14 protein-coding genes and 1 tRNA gene are annotated in these 15,625 nt (G+C 72.5%); 5 read left to right on the forward strand and 10 right to left on the reverse strand.

The window, feature by feature from the left end:
• Positions 1–110: 110 nt before the first annotated feature.
• From mshC to ABR737_RS11145, 4 genes are all read right to left on the reverse strand, one after another.
• Positions 111–1,340 (reverse strand): cysteine--1-D-myo-inosityl 2-amino-2-deoxy-alpha-D-glucopyranoside ligase, encoded by a 1,230-nt coding sequence (gene mshC, locus ABR737_RS11130; protein WP_350250020.1) that lies wholly within the window; start codon positions 1,338–1,340, stop codon positions 111–113.
• A gap of 132 nt (positions 1,341–1,472) precedes the next feature.
• A complete protein-coding gene (locus tag ABR737_RS11135) occupies positions 1,473–2,360 on the reverse strand; it encodes an SCO1664 family protein (RefSeq protein ID WP_502964305.1) in 888 nt (295 codons plus the stop codon).
• A gap of 5 nt (positions 2,361–2,365) precedes the next feature.
• Positions 2,366–2,956 (reverse strand): DUF3090 domain-containing protein, encoded by a 591-nt coding sequence (locus tag ABR737_RS11140; protein WP_350250022.1) that lies wholly within the window; start codon positions 2,954–2,956, stop codon positions 2,366–2,368.
• Positions 2,957–3,076: 120 nt separating this feature from the next.
• Positions 3,077–3,775 (reverse strand): histidine phosphatase family protein, encoded by a 699-nt coding sequence (locus ABR737_RS11145; RefSeq protein ID WP_350250023.1) that lies wholly within the window; start codon positions 3,773–3,775, stop codon positions 3,077–3,079.
• 59 nt (positions 3,776–3,834) lie between these two features.
• Here ABR737_RS11145 and corA point away from each other — a divergent pair, with 59 nt between their 5' ends.
• A complete protein-coding gene (corA, locus tag ABR737_RS11150) occupies positions 3,835–4,827 on the forward strand; it encodes a magnesium/cobalt transporter CorA (protein ID WP_350250024.1) in 993 nt (330 codons plus the stop codon).
• Positions 4,828–4,864: 37 nt separating this feature from the next.
• Here the strand turns inward: corA and ABR737_RS11155 are convergent, their stop codons facing one another.
• Positions 4,865–5,653: a ferritin-like domain-containing protein gene (locus ABR737_RS11155; RefSeq protein WP_350250025.1), complete on the reverse strand. Its 789-nt coding sequence runs from the start codon at positions 5,651–5,653 to the stop codon at positions 4,865–4,867.
• A gap of 281 nt (positions 5,654–5,934) precedes the next feature.
• On the reverse strand, positions 5,935–6,990 hold the full coding sequence (locus tag ABR737_RS11160; protein WP_350250026.1) for an LLM class F420-dependent oxidoreductase: 1,056 nt from the start codon (positions 6,988–6,990) through the stop codon (positions 5,935–5,937).
• A 127-nt stretch (positions 6,991–7,117) separates the two neighbouring features.
• Here ABR737_RS11160 and ABR737_RS11165 point away from each other — a divergent pair, with 127 nt between their 5' ends.
• Positions 7,118–8,101, forward strand: coding sequence for an aldo/keto reductase (locus ABR737_RS11165; protein WP_350250027.1), 984 nt, complete (start codon positions 7,118–7,120; stop codon positions 8,099–8,101).
• Entirely contained in the window at positions 8,098–10,887 is a 2,790-nt protein-coding gene (locus ABR737_RS11170) for a helix-hairpin-helix domain-containing protein (protein ID WP_350250028.1), read from the forward strand. The genes ABR737_RS11165 and ABR737_RS11170 overlap by 4 nt, the downstream gene beginning before the upstream one ends.
• 191 nt (positions 10,888–11,078) lie before the next feature.
• Here ABR737_RS11170 and ABR737_RS11175 read toward each other — a convergent pair whose 3' ends face one another.
• Positions 11,079–11,750 (reverse strand): hypothetical protein, encoded by a 672-nt coding sequence (locus ABR737_RS11175; protein WP_350250029.1) that lies wholly within the window; start codon positions 11,748–11,750, stop codon positions 11,079–11,081.
• 47 nt (positions 11,751–11,797) lie between these two features.
• Here ABR737_RS11175 and ABR737_RS11180 point away from each other — a divergent pair, with 47 nt between their 5' ends.
• Positions 11,798–11,986: a DUF5703 family protein gene (locus ABR737_RS11180; protein WP_006607658.1), complete on the forward strand. Its 189-nt coding sequence runs from the start codon at positions 11,798–11,800 to the stop codon at positions 11,984–11,986.
• 86 nt (positions 11,987–12,072) lie between these two features.
• Here ABR737_RS11180 and ABR737_RS11185 read toward each other — a convergent pair whose 3' ends face one another.
• From ABR737_RS11185 to ABR737_RS11195, 3 genes are all read right to left on the reverse strand, one after another.
• Positions 12,073–12,840, reverse strand: a complete 768-nt coding sequence (locus ABR737_RS11185; RefSeq protein ID WP_350250030.1) for a chaplin — start codon at positions 12,838–12,840, stop codon at positions 12,073–12,075.
• Between the two features lie 173 nt (positions 12,841–13,013).
• Positions 13,014–13,247 carry a chaplin gene (locus ABR737_RS11190; protein WP_129297185.1) on the reverse strand — a complete coding sequence of 78 codons (234 nt, stop codon included), beginning with the start codon at positions 13,245–13,247 and terminating at the stop codon, positions 13,014–13,016.
• 143 nt (positions 13,248–13,390) lie between these two features.
• Positions 13,391–14,716, reverse strand: a complete 1,326-nt coding sequence (locus ABR737_RS11195; RefSeq protein ID WP_350250031.1) for a M20/M25/M40 family metallo-hydrolase — start codon at positions 14,714–14,716, stop codon at positions 13,391–13,393.
• Between the two features lie 461 nt (positions 14,717–15,177).
• Between ABR737_RS11195 and ABR737_RS11200 the strand changes: the two genes are divergently transcribed.
• Positions 15,178–15,262: transfer RNA gene (locus ABR737_RS11200), tRNA-Leu, on the forward strand.
• Positions 15,263–15,625: the final 363 nt, after the last annotated feature.

A 15,625-nucleotide genomic window follows, 5' to 3' on the forward strand; every position in this document is an offset into this window, starting at 1 on the left:
GTTGCTGGATTTCTGCGCGCCCGCCGGCCGGCGGGCCGGCACGAAGGATGGCAAGAGGGGCGCCTCCGCCGGTCGGCGAAGGCGCCCCTGAGGACGGGTGCGGCGGGTGGTTACAGGGCCACGCCGAGCAGTGCGTCGACCGCACGGGAGACGAGGCCGGGAGCGCCCTCGTCGCTGCCGCCGCCGGACTCCTGCGCCGCGGCCCAGCGGTCCACGGCCGCGAGGGCGGCCGGGGAGTCCAGGTCGTCGGCCAGCGCCGTACGGATCTCCTCCAGGAGGGCGTCGGCGGACGTGCCGTCGGGACGGGAGACCGCGGCACGCCAGCGCGCCAGCCGCTGAACGGCCTCCTCCAGCACCGCGTCGGTCCACTCCCAGTCGGCGCGGTAGTGGTGCGCCAGCAGCGCCAGGCGGATCGCCGCCGGGTCGGTGCCGTCGCGCCGCACCACGGAGACGAAGACGAGGTTGCCCTTGGACTTGGACATCTTCTCGCCGTTCAGGGCCACCATCCCGGCGTGCACATACGCCTTGGCGAAGGGGTACTCGCCGGTGAGCGCCTGGGCGTGCGAGGCGCCCATCTCGTGGTGCGGGAAGGCGAGGTCGGAGCCGCCGCCCTGGACGTCGAAGCCCATGCCGAGGAGGTCCAGGGCGATGGCGACACACTCGATGTGCCAGCCGGGCCGGCCGCGGCCCAGCGAGCCGCCGTCCCAGCTCGGCTCGCCGTCACGGGCGGCCATCCACAGCATCGGGTCGAGCGGGTTCTTCTTGCCTTCGCGCTCGGGGTCGCCGCCGCGCTCCGCGGACAGCAGCCGCATCGCCTCGGCGTCCAGCCCGGAGACCTCGCCGAAGTGCGGGTCGGCCTCGACGGAGAAGTAGGTGTCACCGTCCAGCTCGTAGGCGGCGCCGGCGTCGCGCAGCCGCTCCACCAGCGGGACGATGCCGGGTATCGCCTCGACGGCGCCTATGTAGTGGCGGGGCGGCAGCATCCGCAGGGCCGTCATGTCCTCGCGGAAGAGGGCGGTCTCGCGCTCGGCAAGCGCCGTCCAGTCGACGCCGGTGGCAACGGCCCGCTCCAGGAGCGGATCGTCGACATCGGTGACGTTCTGCACGTAGTGAACCTGGCGCTTCGTGTCGAGCCACACGCGCTGAACCAGGTCGAACGCGTTGTAGGTCGCCGCGTGCCCCATGTGGGTGGCGTCGTACGGCGTGATGCCGCACACGTAGATACGGGCGACGGGACCGGGGTCGAGGGTTACCCGTCCGCCGGTCGCGGTGTCGTGGATCCTCAGGTCGCGGCCCTGGCCAGGCAGGGCGGGGACCTCAGAAGCGGGCCATGCATGCATGAGATGAGCCTAACCGGACGGATGTTCCGTCTACGAACGGGATCAGAGGTCTGGCCGGAAAGGCGGTCTTGTGTTCAGCGTCCGAACATGCAAGCGGACCGGGCGGTGTCCCGCCGCGCCCACGGCGGAATCTCAGACCGGCGGCCAGGGGATGGCGGGCCATTCGCCGCTCGGCTCCGGGTGCCGGCCGCTGCGCAGCAGCCCGGCCACCCGCGCCCGCAGCGCCGCGACCTCGTCATCCGTGATCAGTTCGGCCAGTCGGGCGGCGAGCGGCCCGGAGTCCTCCAGTGCCTCCTGAAGGCCCCGCAGCACCTCCAGCGCCTCGTCGGTCAGCGGCTCCCCCGCCCACCCCCACAGCAGGGTGCGCAGCTTGTCCTCGGCGTGGAACGTGACGCCGTGGTCGATGGCGAAAAACTCTCCGCCGGCGCCGGGCAGCAGGTGGCCGCCCTTGCGGTCACTGTTGTTGATCACGGCGTCGAGTACCGCGAGCCGCCGCAGCCGTGGATGGTCGGCGTGCACCAGCAGCGCGGTGCGGCCCTCGCCGACCTGCGCGAAACCGACCGCCTTCCAGCCGGGGCCCGGCTCCTCGTCCTCCACCAGGGCCAGCAGCTCGGGCACCTCGTCGCTGCTCTCCGGCGGATCGATCCACTCCTGGACCATGCCGGTGCCGTGGGGGCCGTCGCGCAACACCGTGACCGGGATGAGGTCCCAGCCGCAGGCGCGGGAGATCTCGTACGCGGCGACCTCGCGCTGGGCGAGCGTGCCGTCGGGGAAGTCCCACAGCGGGCGCTCACCGGCGACCGGCTTGTAGACACAGGCGGCGGTGCGGCCGTCCTGCGCGACCGTGCAGTAGAGAACGGCGTTGGACGCCTCGGGGATGCGGCCGCGTACGGTCAGCTCACCGTCGGTGAACAGGGCGTCCGGCCGGTCCCCGGCGGGTTCCGGCGCGGCCGGCGGCGGGTCTTTCGGTGCGGCGGGGCCGGGCAGCGGCGCGGCCTGCCCGGCAGGTTCGACGGGCATGGCGCTCAGGCGTCCCGCCGGTATCCGTTCTGGCGCGGGCATACGTGTCCCTCCGGGTCGAGCGGCAGGCTGCACAGCGGGCACGGCGGGCGGCCGGCGTTGACCACTTCGAGCGCCCGCTTGGCGAACGCCCTGGCCATGGTTCCGGTGAGGCGCACCCGCAGCATCGGCGGGCCGTTCTCGTCGTCCTGGAGCAGCCGCTCCTCCGCGTCGGCGAGGTCTTCGTCGCTGTCCCCCTCCAGCTCGACCAGGGCCTGTGCCTCGACGATCATCCGCTCGTCCTCGCCGTCCCAGGCGAGCGCCATCGTGCCGACCCGGAACTCTTCCTCGACGGGCGATTCCAGCGGGGCGGAGTCGGCCAGCTCGGCGGGCGAGACGGCGGGAACCGGGGCGTTGCCGCCGCTGCGCCGTACGACCTCGTCCAGCAGCTCGTCGATCCGCTCGGCGAGTGCCGCGACCTGGGTCTTCTCCAGGGCGACGCTGGTGGTGCGGCCGGAGGCGGTGGCCTGGAGGTAGAAGCTACGGCGGCCAGGCAGCCCGACCGTACCGGCCACGAAGCGGTCCGGCGCGTCGTAGAAGAACACCTGACGGGACAACGTCCTGCTCCGATTGCTCGACTGCGGGGTCACTGCGGTCGCTGCACGTCCTGCGGTCACTGCGCGGATCGCAGGTGCGTGGCGGGCAGCGCCGTCGCACCACCCTACTGCGCCGACTGATCACGCTGCTCCCGCACCACCGCCGACGGCCGCGTCCCGGTCGGCCCCCGCGCTGCCGCCGCCCTCCCGGGGCGCGAGAGAGCCGAAGTCACCGGTGTCCCCGAGCCGTACGAGGTAGGGGCGCAGCCGGGTGTAGCGGATCGCGGTGACCGAACAGGGCTCGACGGAGATCCGCTGGAAGAGGTCGAGGTGCATGCCCAGGGCGTCGGCGACCAGGGATTTGATCAGGTCGCCGTGCGAGCACATGACGTAGGCCGCCTCGGGGCCGTGCGTCTCGTCGATGCGGGCGTTCCAGTCGCGTACCGCGTCCACCGCCCTGGCCTGCATCGCGCGCATCGACTCGCCGCCGGGGAAGGCGGCCGCTGAGGGGTGCTGCTGGACGACCTCCATCAGCGGCTCGTCGCTCAGCTCGGCGAGTTTGCGGCCCGACCAGTCGCCGTAGTCGCATTCGCTGATCCGGTCCTCGACGTGCAGGGTGAGCCACGGCCGGGATTCCAGCAGCGGCGCCACGGTCTCCCGGCAGCGCTGCAACGGGCTGGAGACGACCGCGGTCAGCGGCACCCGGGACAGCCGTGCGGGCAGCGCGGCGGCCTGGGCGGCGCCGTGCTCGTCGAGGGCGACGCCGGGGGCCCGTCCGGCGAGCACTCCGGCGGTGTTGGCGGTGGAGCGGCCGTGCCGCACCAGGATCAGCGTGGGCATGGGCGCCACCCTACGTTCCCGGTCCGTGTTCCTGGCGGGCGGCGGCGTGACGAGCGAGAATGCCAGGTGTGATCGTGGACTGCGCCATCTACCGGGACGGCCGCCGCGCCGAGTGTGCGACCGACTTCTCCCGCGCGCTGGAGGAGGCGCGGGCCAAGGGTGATGCCTTCCTGTGGCTAGGGATGTACGAGCCGACGGAGCGCGAGTTCGATCTCGTCAGCAGCGGATTCGGGCTGCATCCGCTGGCCGTCGAGGACGCGCTCAAGGCGCATCAGCGGCCCAAGCTGGAGGTCTACGACGACTCGCTGTTCATGGTGCTGAAGCCGGTCACCTACGACGACGAGGCCGCCACGGTGACCTCGTCGGAGGTGATGGTCTTCCTGGGCGAGGCGTTCGTGGTCACCGTCCGGCACGGCGAGGCCAGCCCGCTGGCGGCGGTGCGCCGACGGCTGGAGGAACACCCGGAGATCCTGCGGCACGGCCCCGGCGCGGTGCTCTACGCGGTCTGCGACGCCGTGGTCGACCACTACATCGAAGTGGCCTCCGAACTCCAGCTGGATCTGGAGGGGTTGGAGGCAGAGGTGTTCGCTCCGGTGCGCCGGGACACCAAGAACACCGCGGCCGAGATCTATGCGTTCAAGCGCGAGGTGCTGGAATTCCGGCGGGCGACCGGCCCGCTGGCCGCACCGATGACCCTTCTGCAGAACCCCGGCGTGCCCTACGTGCACGACCACGCCCGGCCGTTCTTCCGCGACGTCGACGACCACCTCACCCGCGCCAACGAGTCGGTGGAGAGCCTCGACCGGCTGCTCTCGGACATCCTCGCCGCCCATCTGGCGCAGATGGGCGTACGGCAGAACGACGACATGCGCAAGATCTCGGCCTGGGCGGCGCTGGCGGCCGTACCGACCCTGATCGCCGGCATCTACGGCATGAACTTCGAGCACATGCCGGAGCTGAAGTGGCGTCTGGGCTATCCGGCGATCCTGCTGGTGATGATCGTCATCGAGATCTCGCTCTACCGGCTGTTCAAACGCCGCGGCTGGCTGTGACCCGGGCGGTCCCGGCGGCCGGGCGCCCGCGGAGGGCTCAGACGAGCTCCGGCGCCGAGGTGGCCGGGCCGCCCAGCGCGTCCCGGCGCTCGGGCATCCGGAGGCTGACCATCCGCCGCCAGCCGCCCAGCCGCTCATAGCCGTACATCGCCCGGATCCCGGTGATGATCCCGCCGTTCTTCGCCTTCGGCCACCGCAGGATGCGGCCCATGTGGTCCATCACGGCCAGGCTGACGTCCCGGTAGATGACGATCTCGGCGTGGGCGCAGTCGTGCAGGATCCGCTGGATGGTCCGGCCGTGGCCGAGGCGGGCCAGCCGCAGCAGTTCCTCGTGGCAGTACGCCAGGTGGTTGTCCTCGTCGTGGGAGATCACCCGGATCGCCTTGCCCACCTCGGGGTGGTCGCCGAAGTACTTGGTGAGCATCACCATCTGGTCGGCGGCACGCTGTTCGGTGACCCGGCTGTGGGCGAGGTAGGTGATGATGTCGAGCTCGGTGAGCGGTTCGTCGCGGCGCAGCTTGTCGTGTGCCAGGCCGATGCCCTGCCGCTCCAGCAGCGCGGTGTAGTCGGTCTCCACGGGGACCGCGGCGGGCGTCAGGCCGCGTTTGCGCAGCAGGGCGTGGAAGATCCGGCCGTGCTTGTCCTCGTCCGCGCCGTGCCGGGTGACCTTGGGCGCCAGCTCGCGCAGCGCGGCGGGCACGAGGGCGGCGATCCGGCCGTTCTCCCAGCCGCCCTGGGCCTCTCCGCTGGCCGCGATGGAGCAGAACAGGCGGTAGGAGTCGTCGTTGTCGACGATCTCCTGGAACAGGCTTCGGGCCGAGATCATCTGCGCCACCTCCGAACGGACACACCCGTAGGAAAAGTCAAAGGGCGTGTTCCGCGGGAGGCAACCGGAGCGGCGGTCCGTACGGCTGTCCGGGCAATGTCCGTCCTGGTGGCGGGCGTAACCCGGGCGCGCATCACCGCGTTGTGCTGCCTGCCGGCCGTGGCGGGGAAGATCCCCCGAGCCCCCGCCACGGCCGCGGGGCCGACCGGCCCGGCGCTGCGGACGCCGGGCCGTGTGCCGGCGCCGGAGGGTTTCCGGTACGAGCCTGCCGGCCCGGTGGCCTACGCCAGGCCGGCCCGCTCCAGCGCCTCGGTGCCGGCCCGCAGCGAGGCGAGGCGGTCCTCCAGGGTGAAGCCCGCGGGGGCCAGCGTCAGGGTGGTCACTCCGGCCGCCGCGTAGGCCTGCATCCGCTCGGCGATCCGCTCGACGGAGCCGAGCAGCGTGGTCTGGTCGATCAGCTGCTCCGGGATCGCGGCGGCGGCGCCCTCCTTGTCGCCGGACAGGTACTTGCTCTGGATCTCGGCGGCTTCCTTGCCGTACCCCATGCGCTGGGCGAGCTGGTTGTAGAAGTTCTGCTTCGGGCTGCCCATACCGCCGACGTACAGGGCGGTGTACGGACGGAACATGTCGGCCAGCGCGCTGACGTCCTTGTCCGCGCCGACGGCCAGCGGCAGCGTCGGACAGACGTCGAAGCCCTCCAGCGTCTTGCCCGCCTTCTCGCGGCCGGCCCGGAGGTGCGAGATCGCGGTCTCCTCCAGGTGGTCGGCCGAGGGGAAGATCAGCAGAGCGCCGTCGGCGATCTCACCTGTCTGCTGCAGGTTCTTCGGGCCGATCGCGGCGATGTAGAGCGGGATGTGCTCACGCTGCGGGTGGACGGTGAGCTTCAGCGGCTTGCCGGGGCCGCCGGGCAGCGGCAGGGTCCAGTGCTCGCCCTCGTAGGACAGCCGCTCGCGGGTCATGGCCTTGCGGACGATGTCCACGTACTCGCGGGTGCGCGCCAGCGGCTTGTCGAACTTGACGCCGTACCAGCCCTCGGACACCTGCGGCCCCGAGACGCCGAGCCCCAGGCGGAACCGGCCCCCGGAGAGGGAGTCCAGGGTGGCGGCCGTCATCGCGGTCATCGCGGGCGCACGCGCCGGGATCTGGAAGATCGCCGAACCGATGTCGATCTGCTCGGTCTGGGCCGCGACCCAGGAGAGCACGGTGGCCGCGTCGGAGCCATAGGCCTCCGCGGCCCAGCAGACGGCATAGCCCAGGCGGTCGGCCTCCTGCGCCACCGCGAGATTGTCGGAGTCCATCCCGGCGCCCCAGTAGCCGAGGTTGATGCCAAGCCTCATGCCGCTCCCCTTACCGATCAGTAACGTCGCTGTTCCGGGGACTGTAGCGCGCACCCCCGCCGGCCGTCATCGGCGGGTTGTCCACAGGTCCCCTGTTCCCGGCTCATGCCCAGTAATCTCAAGGCCCATGGAGCAAAGGCACCTCGGCCGTACGGGCCTTCGCGTGTCCCGCCTCGGGCTCGGCACCCTGAACTGGGCCCGCGACACGGACGAGCAGGAAGCCGCCGACCAGCTCAAGGCGTTCTGGGAGGCCGGCGGCACTCTCGTGGACACCGCCGACATCTACGCCGACGGCGGCGCCGAGTACCTCCTGGGCCGGCTGACGGAAGGACTCGTTCCGCGCGAGGACCTGGTCATCGCGACCAAGGCCGGCAACGTCCTGGCGGCGGACCGCCGCGTCGACGGCTCCCGGCGCCATCTCCTCGCCGCCCTCGACGCCTCCCTGGAGCGGCTGGGCACCGAGTACGTCGACCTGTGGCAGCTCCACGCCTTCGATCCGCACACGCCGCTGGAGGAGACCCTGCAGGCCCTCGATCTCGCCGTCACCAGCGGCCGGGCGCGCTATGTGGGGCTGTCGAACTTCTCCGGCTGGCAGCTCGCCAAGGCGGCCACCTGGCAGCTGGCCGCGCCCGGTGTACGCAACCGGCTGGCGAGCACACAAATGGAGTACTCCCTGCTGCAGCGGGGCGTCGAGCGGGAGGTGCTGCCGGCGGCGCTGGACCTCGGCATGGGCCTGCTGCCGTCGTCGCCGCTCGGGCGGGGCGTGCTGACCGGCAAGTACCGCCATGCGACGCCGGCCGACTCGCGAGGCGCCTCGGAGCATCTGGCCCCGTTCGTCGCGCCGTATCTCGACGAGACGGCGGGCCGGGTCGTCGAAGCGGTCACCACCGCCGCCGACGGACTGGCCGTCACCCCGCTCCAGGTCGCGCTCTCCTGGGTCCGCGACCGCCCCGGAGTGACCGCGCCGATCCTGGGCGCCCGGACGGAGCAGCAGCTCAGAGCCGCATTGTCAGTGGAGACCCTTAGTCTTCCTGACGAGATCCGCCGGGCGCTGGACGATGTTTCGGCTCCGGTGCACCACTACCCCGATCACGACTGGAGCACGCTGTGAGTACCGACCGCCTCGCCGGCGAAACCCCGCCCGAGCAGGAGGCCGCGCCCGGGACTGCGGATGCCCAGACACCCGACGACGCCACGGCGCCCGAGGCCCCCGCGGCACCGGAGGGCGCCACGGCACCGGAGGACGACGCAGCGCCGGCGGGCGACGCCACGGTGCCGGGCCCGGACGCGACGGCATCGGAGGACGCCGCAGCACCGGAGCCGGACACGCAAACGGAGGTGGAGGCGGAGGCTGCAGCGGAAACGGCTGCAACGGGCACCGACGCGACGGCGCCGGAAAGCTCCCCGGCACCGGCCGCGGACACGGCAGCTCCGGTGAGCGAGCCGGCTCCCGCGGCACCCGGCACCGGGGACCGGGCTACCGACGCCGAGGACCGGGCTCCCGACTCCGGGGCGGCGCGGGAGACCGCGGCGCCCTCGGTGCCCGCAGCGCCCGCAGCGCCCGCAGCGCCCTCGGCGCCCGCGTCGGCCAAGGCGACCGCGGACGCGCTGGCCGCGGCGGTACGCGCGGTGGAGAGCGGCGAGCGCCTGGCCGCCTCGTTCTTCAACGATGCACCCCGTTCCGCCCCCCGCCCCGCCCAGCCGGCCGCACCCGCCGCCCGGCCCCGCGAGGACGGCCCGGAGAACGGCAGCCGCGCCCCGCAGCAGAGCGCCCCCCACGGCCCCGCCCCGGAGGCCGCCCGGCCCGGCACCGCACCCGACGCCGGCGGCCCGGCCAGTCCCCCGGTCACGGACACCGGCGCCATGAGCCCGGCCGCCGCACCGGCTCCGGCCGGCCCGGTTCCCGCCCCCCGCCCCGTCGTGGCCGCGGCCCCCGGCATCGAGGGCGTACGGCAGGTCCTCACGGCGGGCGGCGCGCCCCAAGCGCTGGCGGAGCCCGCCGCGGAGGTGCTCGGGGAGCGGGCCGCCGAGGCACTGAGCGAGGACCCCTGGCAGTTGCTCGGTGTGCCCGGGGTGCGCCCCGAGCAGGCCGACGGCTTTGCCCGGGCGCTGCTCGGCCCGGCCTGCGGCCCCGGCGACGAGCGGCGCGCACAGGCATTGGTCGGCTGGCTGCTGGAACAGGCCGCCGTGGCGGGGCACTCCGCCCTGGAGGCCGCCGCGCTGCGCGCCGCCCTGGCCCAGCGCTCGGTGCCCGACCCCGACGAGGCCCTGCAGACCGCCATCGCGGACGGTGCCGTACTGGTCTTCCAGGACGCGATCGAAGAACCGGGCCGGGCACGTCCCACCACGGGCGACGACGAGGACGACGAGCAGCCGGTCCGGATCCTGCTCGGCCTGGACCGGTTCGCGATGGCCGAGGAGAGCGTCGCCGACGGCCTGGCACGGCTGCTGAACACCTTCGAAGCGGTGGCCGGGCCGGAGCAGGACACCGCGGCGGACGGCGGGGAGCCCGGCGGCGGCACGGCAGCCGCGGAGCCGGCCGACGCCGACCGGAGCCCGGCCACGGAGAGTGCCGATGCCCCGGCCCCCGGCGCCGGAGACACCGGAGCGCCCGCCGACACCGACGGCACCACCACCCCCCGGCCCGTACGCCCCTCCGCCGCCGCCTGGGAGGCCGCGGCGGCCGCCGCACCGTCGCCGTCGGCCGCGGAGCTCATCCGCGCGGCGGCACACAGCGGCCTGGTGGCGCACACCGGTGCCGAGGCGGCCTGCGCGGAGCCCGCCGCGCTGATCGCCGCGGCCCGCTCGCTGGGCCTGCGGACGTACGGTGCCACGCACACCGAGAACGGCCGCCGGCGCCTGGCCGCCCACCTCGCCGCAAACGCTCCGGAGGCCGCCGGCGCGGCCATGGACCCCGGTGCGGCCGCGGCGACCGTGTCCGGCCTGCTGTCCGGCCGGCAGGGTCCGGGCCGCGACGCCGACGGCGCCCTGGCGCTCGATCTGCTGGTCGTGCTGGACGCCCCGCAGCTGGATCTGGAGGCCGCCGCGCTGCTCGTCGAGTCGCTGACCGACGGCACCCGCCTGGTGCTCAGCGGCGACCCGGGGGGGCTGTGGTCCGCCGGTCCCGGCCGGCTGTTCGCCGATCTGCTGGCGGCCCGCTTCTGCCCTCAGGTCGCCTCCCGCACCCCGGACTTCGGCCCGATCGGCGAGCTGGTGTCGGGCATCGGCATCGGCGAGCTGAGCCAGGTCGAGGCGCCCGGCAAGGAAGTGGTGATCGTTCCCGCGCGGGATGCCGGAGAGGCGGTGCACCGCACCGTCCAACTGGTCGCCGACTCCGTGCCCCGGGCGCTCGGTGTTCCCGCGGAGCAGACCCAGGTCATCACCGTCGGCCACGGCGGCGCGGCCGGCACCCGCGCGCTGAACGCCGCCCTCAAGGAACGGCTCAATCCCGGCCCCGGCCGATTCGGCGGATTCGACCCCGGCGACCGCGTGGCTTACACCCCGGCACCCGGCCGCACGGTGCCCGGCACGGTCACCGGCGCGGACGCATCCGGGCTGCAGCTCGACTGCGACGGCACCGCGACGGTGGTACCGCGCGAGCAGGTCGGTGCGGGGGCCGTACGCCACGGCTGGGCGCTCACCGCGCACCAGGCGGCCGGGATGCGCTGGCCCGCCGCAGTGGTCGTGCTGCCCGGGGACGCCGCCGCCGGCCTGACCCGCGCCTGGGTCTACACCGCCTTCAGCCGCGGCGAACGGCATCTGTCGGTCGTCCAGGGCGTCGATCAGGCGCTGCCCCGCGCCGTCGCCGAGGTACCCGTCAAGGAACGCACGACCCGGCTGCGCACCCTGCTCCAGCACAGCGTCCAGAGCACCGAGGAGCCGCCCGCGGCCGGCTGACCGGCTACCGGGCCCGCTCCCCCGCACCGCACGCCCCGCAAGCCGCTGCCCCGGTCCGTCAGCAGCCTCCTGCCGACGGACCGGGGCAGCGGTCGGTGTACGGGATCAGGATGCGGTGGCGGGGCCGGGGCAGCGGCTTGCGGGCCGGGGTACGGCGGCGGGGCAGGACCCAGCCCGCGCCCCGCGCCGGTCTACCTTCCGCGGTCGGGCGTTTCCAGATCGTCGTCGTCCAGCTCCTCGTCGAAGACCGCGCTGACGTCGAAGCGGCACACCACCCGCTGGGGGTCCGCCTGATCGAACGGCGCCGACAGCCACTCCCCCGGCTCGGCCGGGTCGTCGGCGGCCGCCACCCACAGGGTGGAGTCGCCCTCCTCCAGGCCGAATTCCTTGTGCCGGGAGGCGATCTCGTCCGGTTCGAACTCCCCGAAGAGCACGCCCAGCGCCGCATGCACGCTGGTACCGACGACCGCGGCGGCGTCGGCGCTGCTGCCGGCCGCCTCGTCGGCGGCGTCCGGATCGAGGTCGGCGATGCGCTGGGCCTGATGCAGCAGCCGCTGCGGTTCGGCGACGGTGTAATCGCGCCGGATCAGCAGGCTCAGCGCACTCGGCTCCTCCGGGCCCGCGTAGGCGGGCAGTGCGTCGCTCCCGGGGATCTCGAAGGGGGTGACCTCGTCGTAGGTGTCGTACAGCAGCTCGTCATAGACCTCTGCCGCCGCGGCGAGCTCGTCGAACGCGGCGTAGACGGCCGGATCGTCCTGCCCCGAGCGGCGTTCGACCGCGTCGAGGTGACGGTCCAGCGCGGCTTTGACCGCCTCGGCGGCGGCACGTACCTCGGCAGCGGAAGGCTGCGCAGCATCAGACATAGTGCAGACGCTATCCGTACCGGGGCCGGTCCCGCACAATAGATGCGATGCCGGAATACGAATTCTGCGATGTGTACGTGCCACGGGGAGTGTCCCGCAAGGCCGCCACTCGCCTGCTGACCGACCATGCCGAGTACGGACACTGGGAGTTGGACCGACTGCGCCTGAACCCGGACGGGAGTCGCAAGGTGCGGCTGCGCCGCCGGATCATCCGCCAGCTCCGCGCCACATGGTGAGCGCCACCGGCGTCTGAGCACGGCAGAGCGGGCCCCGCTGGGCAGGGCCCGCTCCCGTGGAACGCCGGTGCGCTATGTCGTGCTGCTCACCGACGGGCGGCGCGCGCCTTGCGGTAGATCAAGGCGCCCCCGAGCAGCAGCCCGGCGCTGGCCGGAATCGCGTAGCCGACCCCTCCGGCACCCGTCTGCGCGAGGTGACCGACAGGCTTGGGAGGCGTCACGATCTGGCTGTGCCCCCCGGTCTGCGGCTTCGTCCCCGGCGTGTGCGGCGACTGCTGGCTGGGCTTGCCCGGCTGATGGGGCTTGCCCGGGTGGTGCGGCTTACCGGGCTGGTGCGGCTTGCCCGGGTGATGCGGCGTGCCGGGCTGGTGCGGCTTGCCCGGGTGGTGCGGCCTGCCCGGGGCCGGTGTCGACCCATTGGCGCAGTGGTTGCCGAAGGCCGGGTTCAGCAGCCCGGCCGCCGAGACATTGTTGCCACAGGCATTCACCGGCACGTCGACCGGAGCCTGGACACTGTTGCCCGACGCGACACCCGGCGAGTTCGACGCCCCGCCGGCGGCGTTCGCACCGCCCTGGTGTCCGCCCTGGTGTCCGCCGACGTGACGGCCGCCGCCGACGTTGGCGCAGTGGTTGCCGAACGCGGGGTTCAGCAGCCCGACCACATTGACGGTGTTGCCGCAGGCGTTCACCGGAACGTGAACCGGTACCTGGACGCTGTTGCCGGACCCCACACCGGGCGAGTTCGCCGCGCCTCCGGCGGCTCCCGCGTCGGCCTGTGCATAGCCGGCGGCCATGGCGAGTACGCCACTGGCGGCCGCCATGGTGACCAGGCCCTTTCGTGCGACCTGTCTCATAGGTTGTTCCCCTGCCTAGTGCCTTACAGGAATACGGGCAAGTGAGGATCTTCGGAAAGATCCACCGGCCCGCCGAATACCCAGCGGCTCCGGAATGCGTGGTGCGCCTTCCGGAGCCGGACCGAGTCAGCCCCTTACCGGGTGCAAATACAACGCCAAAGGACGCCAGAAGGTCACTTGTTGACGCAGCCCGCGCCGAACGCGGGGTTCAGCAGCCCGATCACGGAGACCGTGTTGCCACAGGCGTTCACCGGAACGTGTACCGGCACCTGGATGGTGTTGCCGGACACCACACCAGGAGAGTTCAGGGCAGCACCCTGGGCACCCGAGTCGGCAACAGCCAGGCCCGCACCGGCGAGCACGACACCACCGGCCACTGCAGCAGCGGCGACGACCTTCTTGATCATTATTCCTCCTTGTAGGCAATTACGATCCCAGCCGCGGACCGCACTCACTGCAACGAGAAAAATGCTGTTGAAGCTACGAACACATCGGCGGGTTCACCCTTTTCAGCGAAGCCGGCGCGAAAGGCAGGTAATCCGCGCCGAATTCAGCTCTGGTCGATGAACCGGTCGAGCACCCGCACCCCGAACTTCAGTCCGTCCACCGGCACTCGCTCGTCCACACCGTGGAACATCCCTGCGAAGTCCAGCTCGGGCGGCAGCTTCAGCGGGGCGAAGCCGAATCCGCGGATCCCGAGATCGTCGAAGGACTTGGCGTCCGTACCGGCGGAGAGCATGTACGGCACGGCGCGCGCGATCGGGTCCTCGGCCTGCAGCGCCGACTGCATCGCCTCGACCAGCGCACCGTCGAAGGTGGTCTCCAGCGCCTTGTCGGCGTGGACGTCCTCCCGCTTCACCCGCGGGCCCAGGATCCGGTCCAGGTCGGCCAGGAACTCCTCCTCGTGGCCCGGCAGGAAACGGCCGTCGACATGAGCGGTGGCCTGCCCCGGGATGACGTTGACCTTGTAGCCGGCGCCCAACTGCGTCGGGTTGGCGGTGTTCTTGAGCGAGGCGCCGATCAGCTTGGCGATCCCGCCGAGCTTGGCCAGGGTGGCGTCCATGTCCTCGGGGTCGAGCTCGGTGCCCAGGGCGTCCCCGAGCTGGTCGAGGAAGGAGCGCAGCGTCTTGGTCACCCGCACCGGGAACTCGTGCCGGCCCAACCTGCCGACCGCCTCGGACAGTTCGGTGATCGCGTTGTCCTTGTGGATCATCGAACCGTGACCGGCGTTGCCGTCCACCGTCAGCTTCATCCAGTGCATGCCCTTCTGGGCCGTCTCGATGAGGTAGAGCCGCACCTGCTCGTTGACGGTGAACGAGAAGCCGCCGACCTCGCTGATCGCCTCCGTGACGCCCTCGAAGAGATGCGGGTGGTGGTCGACGAGCCAGCGCGCGCCGTAGGTGCCGCCGGCCTCCTCGTCCGCGAGGAACGCCAGCACGATGTCCCGCGGCGGCTTGCGCCCGCTGCGCAGCCGGTCACGGACGACGGCCAGCGTCATCGCGTCCATGTCCTTCATGTCGACCGCGCCCCGGCCCCAGACGCAGCCGTCGGCGATCTCCCCGGAGAACGGGTGGTGGGTCCAGTCGTCGGCGTTGGCCGGGACCACGTCGGTGTGCCCGTGGATGAGCAGCCCGGGCCGCGAGCGGTCCTCGCCCTCGATCCGGGCGACGGTCGAGGCGCGGCCCTTGTGGGACTCGAAGATCTGCGGCTCCAGGCCGACCTCGGCAAGCTTCTCCGCGACGTACTCGGCGGCGGCCCGCTCCCCCGGGCCGGAGTGGTCGCCGTAGTTGCTGGTGTCCATCCTGATCAGATCCCGGCACAGGTCGACGACCTCGTCCTCACCGGTGACCGCACGGCCCGACTGCGACTCGCTCATGCCGCACCCTCGCTTCGCCCGGCCCCGCATTCGCAGGACACGCACCTCTCCACGGTTCGCTCGCAAAGCTCGCTCATGCCGCACCCTCACTTCGCTCGGCCCCGCATTCGCGGGGCACGCACCTCTCCATGGTTCGCTCGCAAAGCTCGCTCATGCCGCACCCTCGCTTCGCTCGGCCCCGCATTCGCGGGGCACGCACCTCTCCATGGTTCGCTCGCAAAGCTCGCTCACAATGCCTCCTCCGGCTTCACGGCCGCGTCGCGCGCCCCGGAGAGCACGGCCCACGGCGGGGTCCACTGCCATCCTCCACCCGTCGCCCGCTGTGCCCAAGGCCGCAATACTCCCGACATGCCCTGGTCACAGCCCTGCTTCCGGCCGAATGCCGGGGTGATCGACCACCCGCGAATGTTTGCTATTGTTTTCCACGTCGGAACGGCCCAGGCCGCACCGGCAGACACCTTGTCCGGGTGGCGGAATGGCAGACGCGCTAGCTTGAGGTGCTAGTGCCCTTTATCGGGCGTGGGGGTTCAAGTCCCCCCTCGGACACTGACGGAACGGGCGGCATCGTGATCACGATGCCGCCCGTTCGGCGTTTCCGGGGACAGGGACAGGGACGCGGACCACTGACGGCGTGAGGCCGCCCGAGGTCCGCGTTTGGTTTGTTGATCTTCGCTTCCTCAGGCCTCGGGGGGCTGACTGCCGGGCAGCGGGTGGCCGGCCGCGACGACCAGCCGGGGGCGGCGTCGCGGCGACCAGGTGGCTGGTGGAGTGCCGATGGCCCGTGCGCGGAGGTCACCGTCGTCCCTTCGTCCCTCTGTGCCGCAGCCCGAGCCGTGGGCCGAGACGCGGATATTCCCGGAGGCCCTGCCGAGCCGGCGCGGTCCCCGCAGGCGTGAAGCGGAGCGGGGT

Origin of the sequence: Streptomyces sp. Edi2 (assembly GCF_040253635.1) — a bacterium.
In the GTDB taxonomy this organism is placed as follows: domain Bacteria; phylum Actinomycetota; class Actinomycetes; order Streptomycetales; family Streptomycetaceae; genus Streptomyces.

Coding starts and splice junctions, on each gene's coding strand:
- mshC (WP_350250020.1), bottom strand. CDS start 1,340: ATGCATGCATGGCCCGCTTCTGAGGTCCCCGCCCTGCCTGGCCAGGGC.
- ABR737_RS11135 (WP_502964305.1), bottom strand. CDS start 2,360: ATGCCCGTCGAACCTGCCGGGCAGGCCGCGCCGCTGCCCGGCCCCGCC.
- ABR737_RS11145 (WP_350250023.1), bottom strand. CDS start 3,775: ATGCCCACGCTGATCCTGGTGCGGCACGGCCGCTCCACCGCCAACACC.
- corA (WP_350250024.1), top strand. CDS start 3,835: ATGCCAGGTGTGATCGTGGACTGCGCCATCTACCGGGACGGCCGCCGC.
- ABR737_RS11155 (WP_350250025.1), bottom strand. CDS start 5,653: ATGATCTCGGCCCGAAGCCTGTTCCAGGAGATCGTCGACAACGACGAC.
- ABR737_RS11160 (WP_350250026.1), bottom strand. CDS start 6,990: ATGAGGCTTGGCATCAACCTCGGCTACTGGGGCGCCGGGATGGACTCC.
- ABR737_RS11165 (WP_350250027.1), top strand. CDS start 7,118: ATGGAGCAAAGGCACCTCGGCCGTACGGGCCTTCGCGTGTCCCGCCTC.
- ABR737_RS11175 (WP_350250029.1), bottom strand. CDS start 11,750: ATGTCTGATGCTGCGCAGCCTTCCGCTGCCGAGGTACGTGCCGCCGCC.
- ABR737_RS11180 (WP_006607658.1), top strand. CDS start 11,798: ATGCCGGAATACGAATTCTGCGATGTGTACGTGCCACGGGGAGTGTCC.
- ABR737_RS11185 (WP_350250030.1), bottom strand. CDS start 12,840: ATGAGACAGGTCGCACGAAAGGGCCTGGTCACCATGGCGGCCGCCAGT.
- ABR737_RS11190 (WP_129297185.1), bottom strand. CDS start 13,247: ATGATCAAGAAGGTCGTCGCCGCTGCTGCAGTGGCCGGTGGTGTCGTG.
- ABR737_RS11195 (WP_350250031.1), bottom strand. CDS start 14,716: ATGAGCGAGTCGCAGTCGGGCCGTGCGGTCACCGGTGAGGACGAGGTC.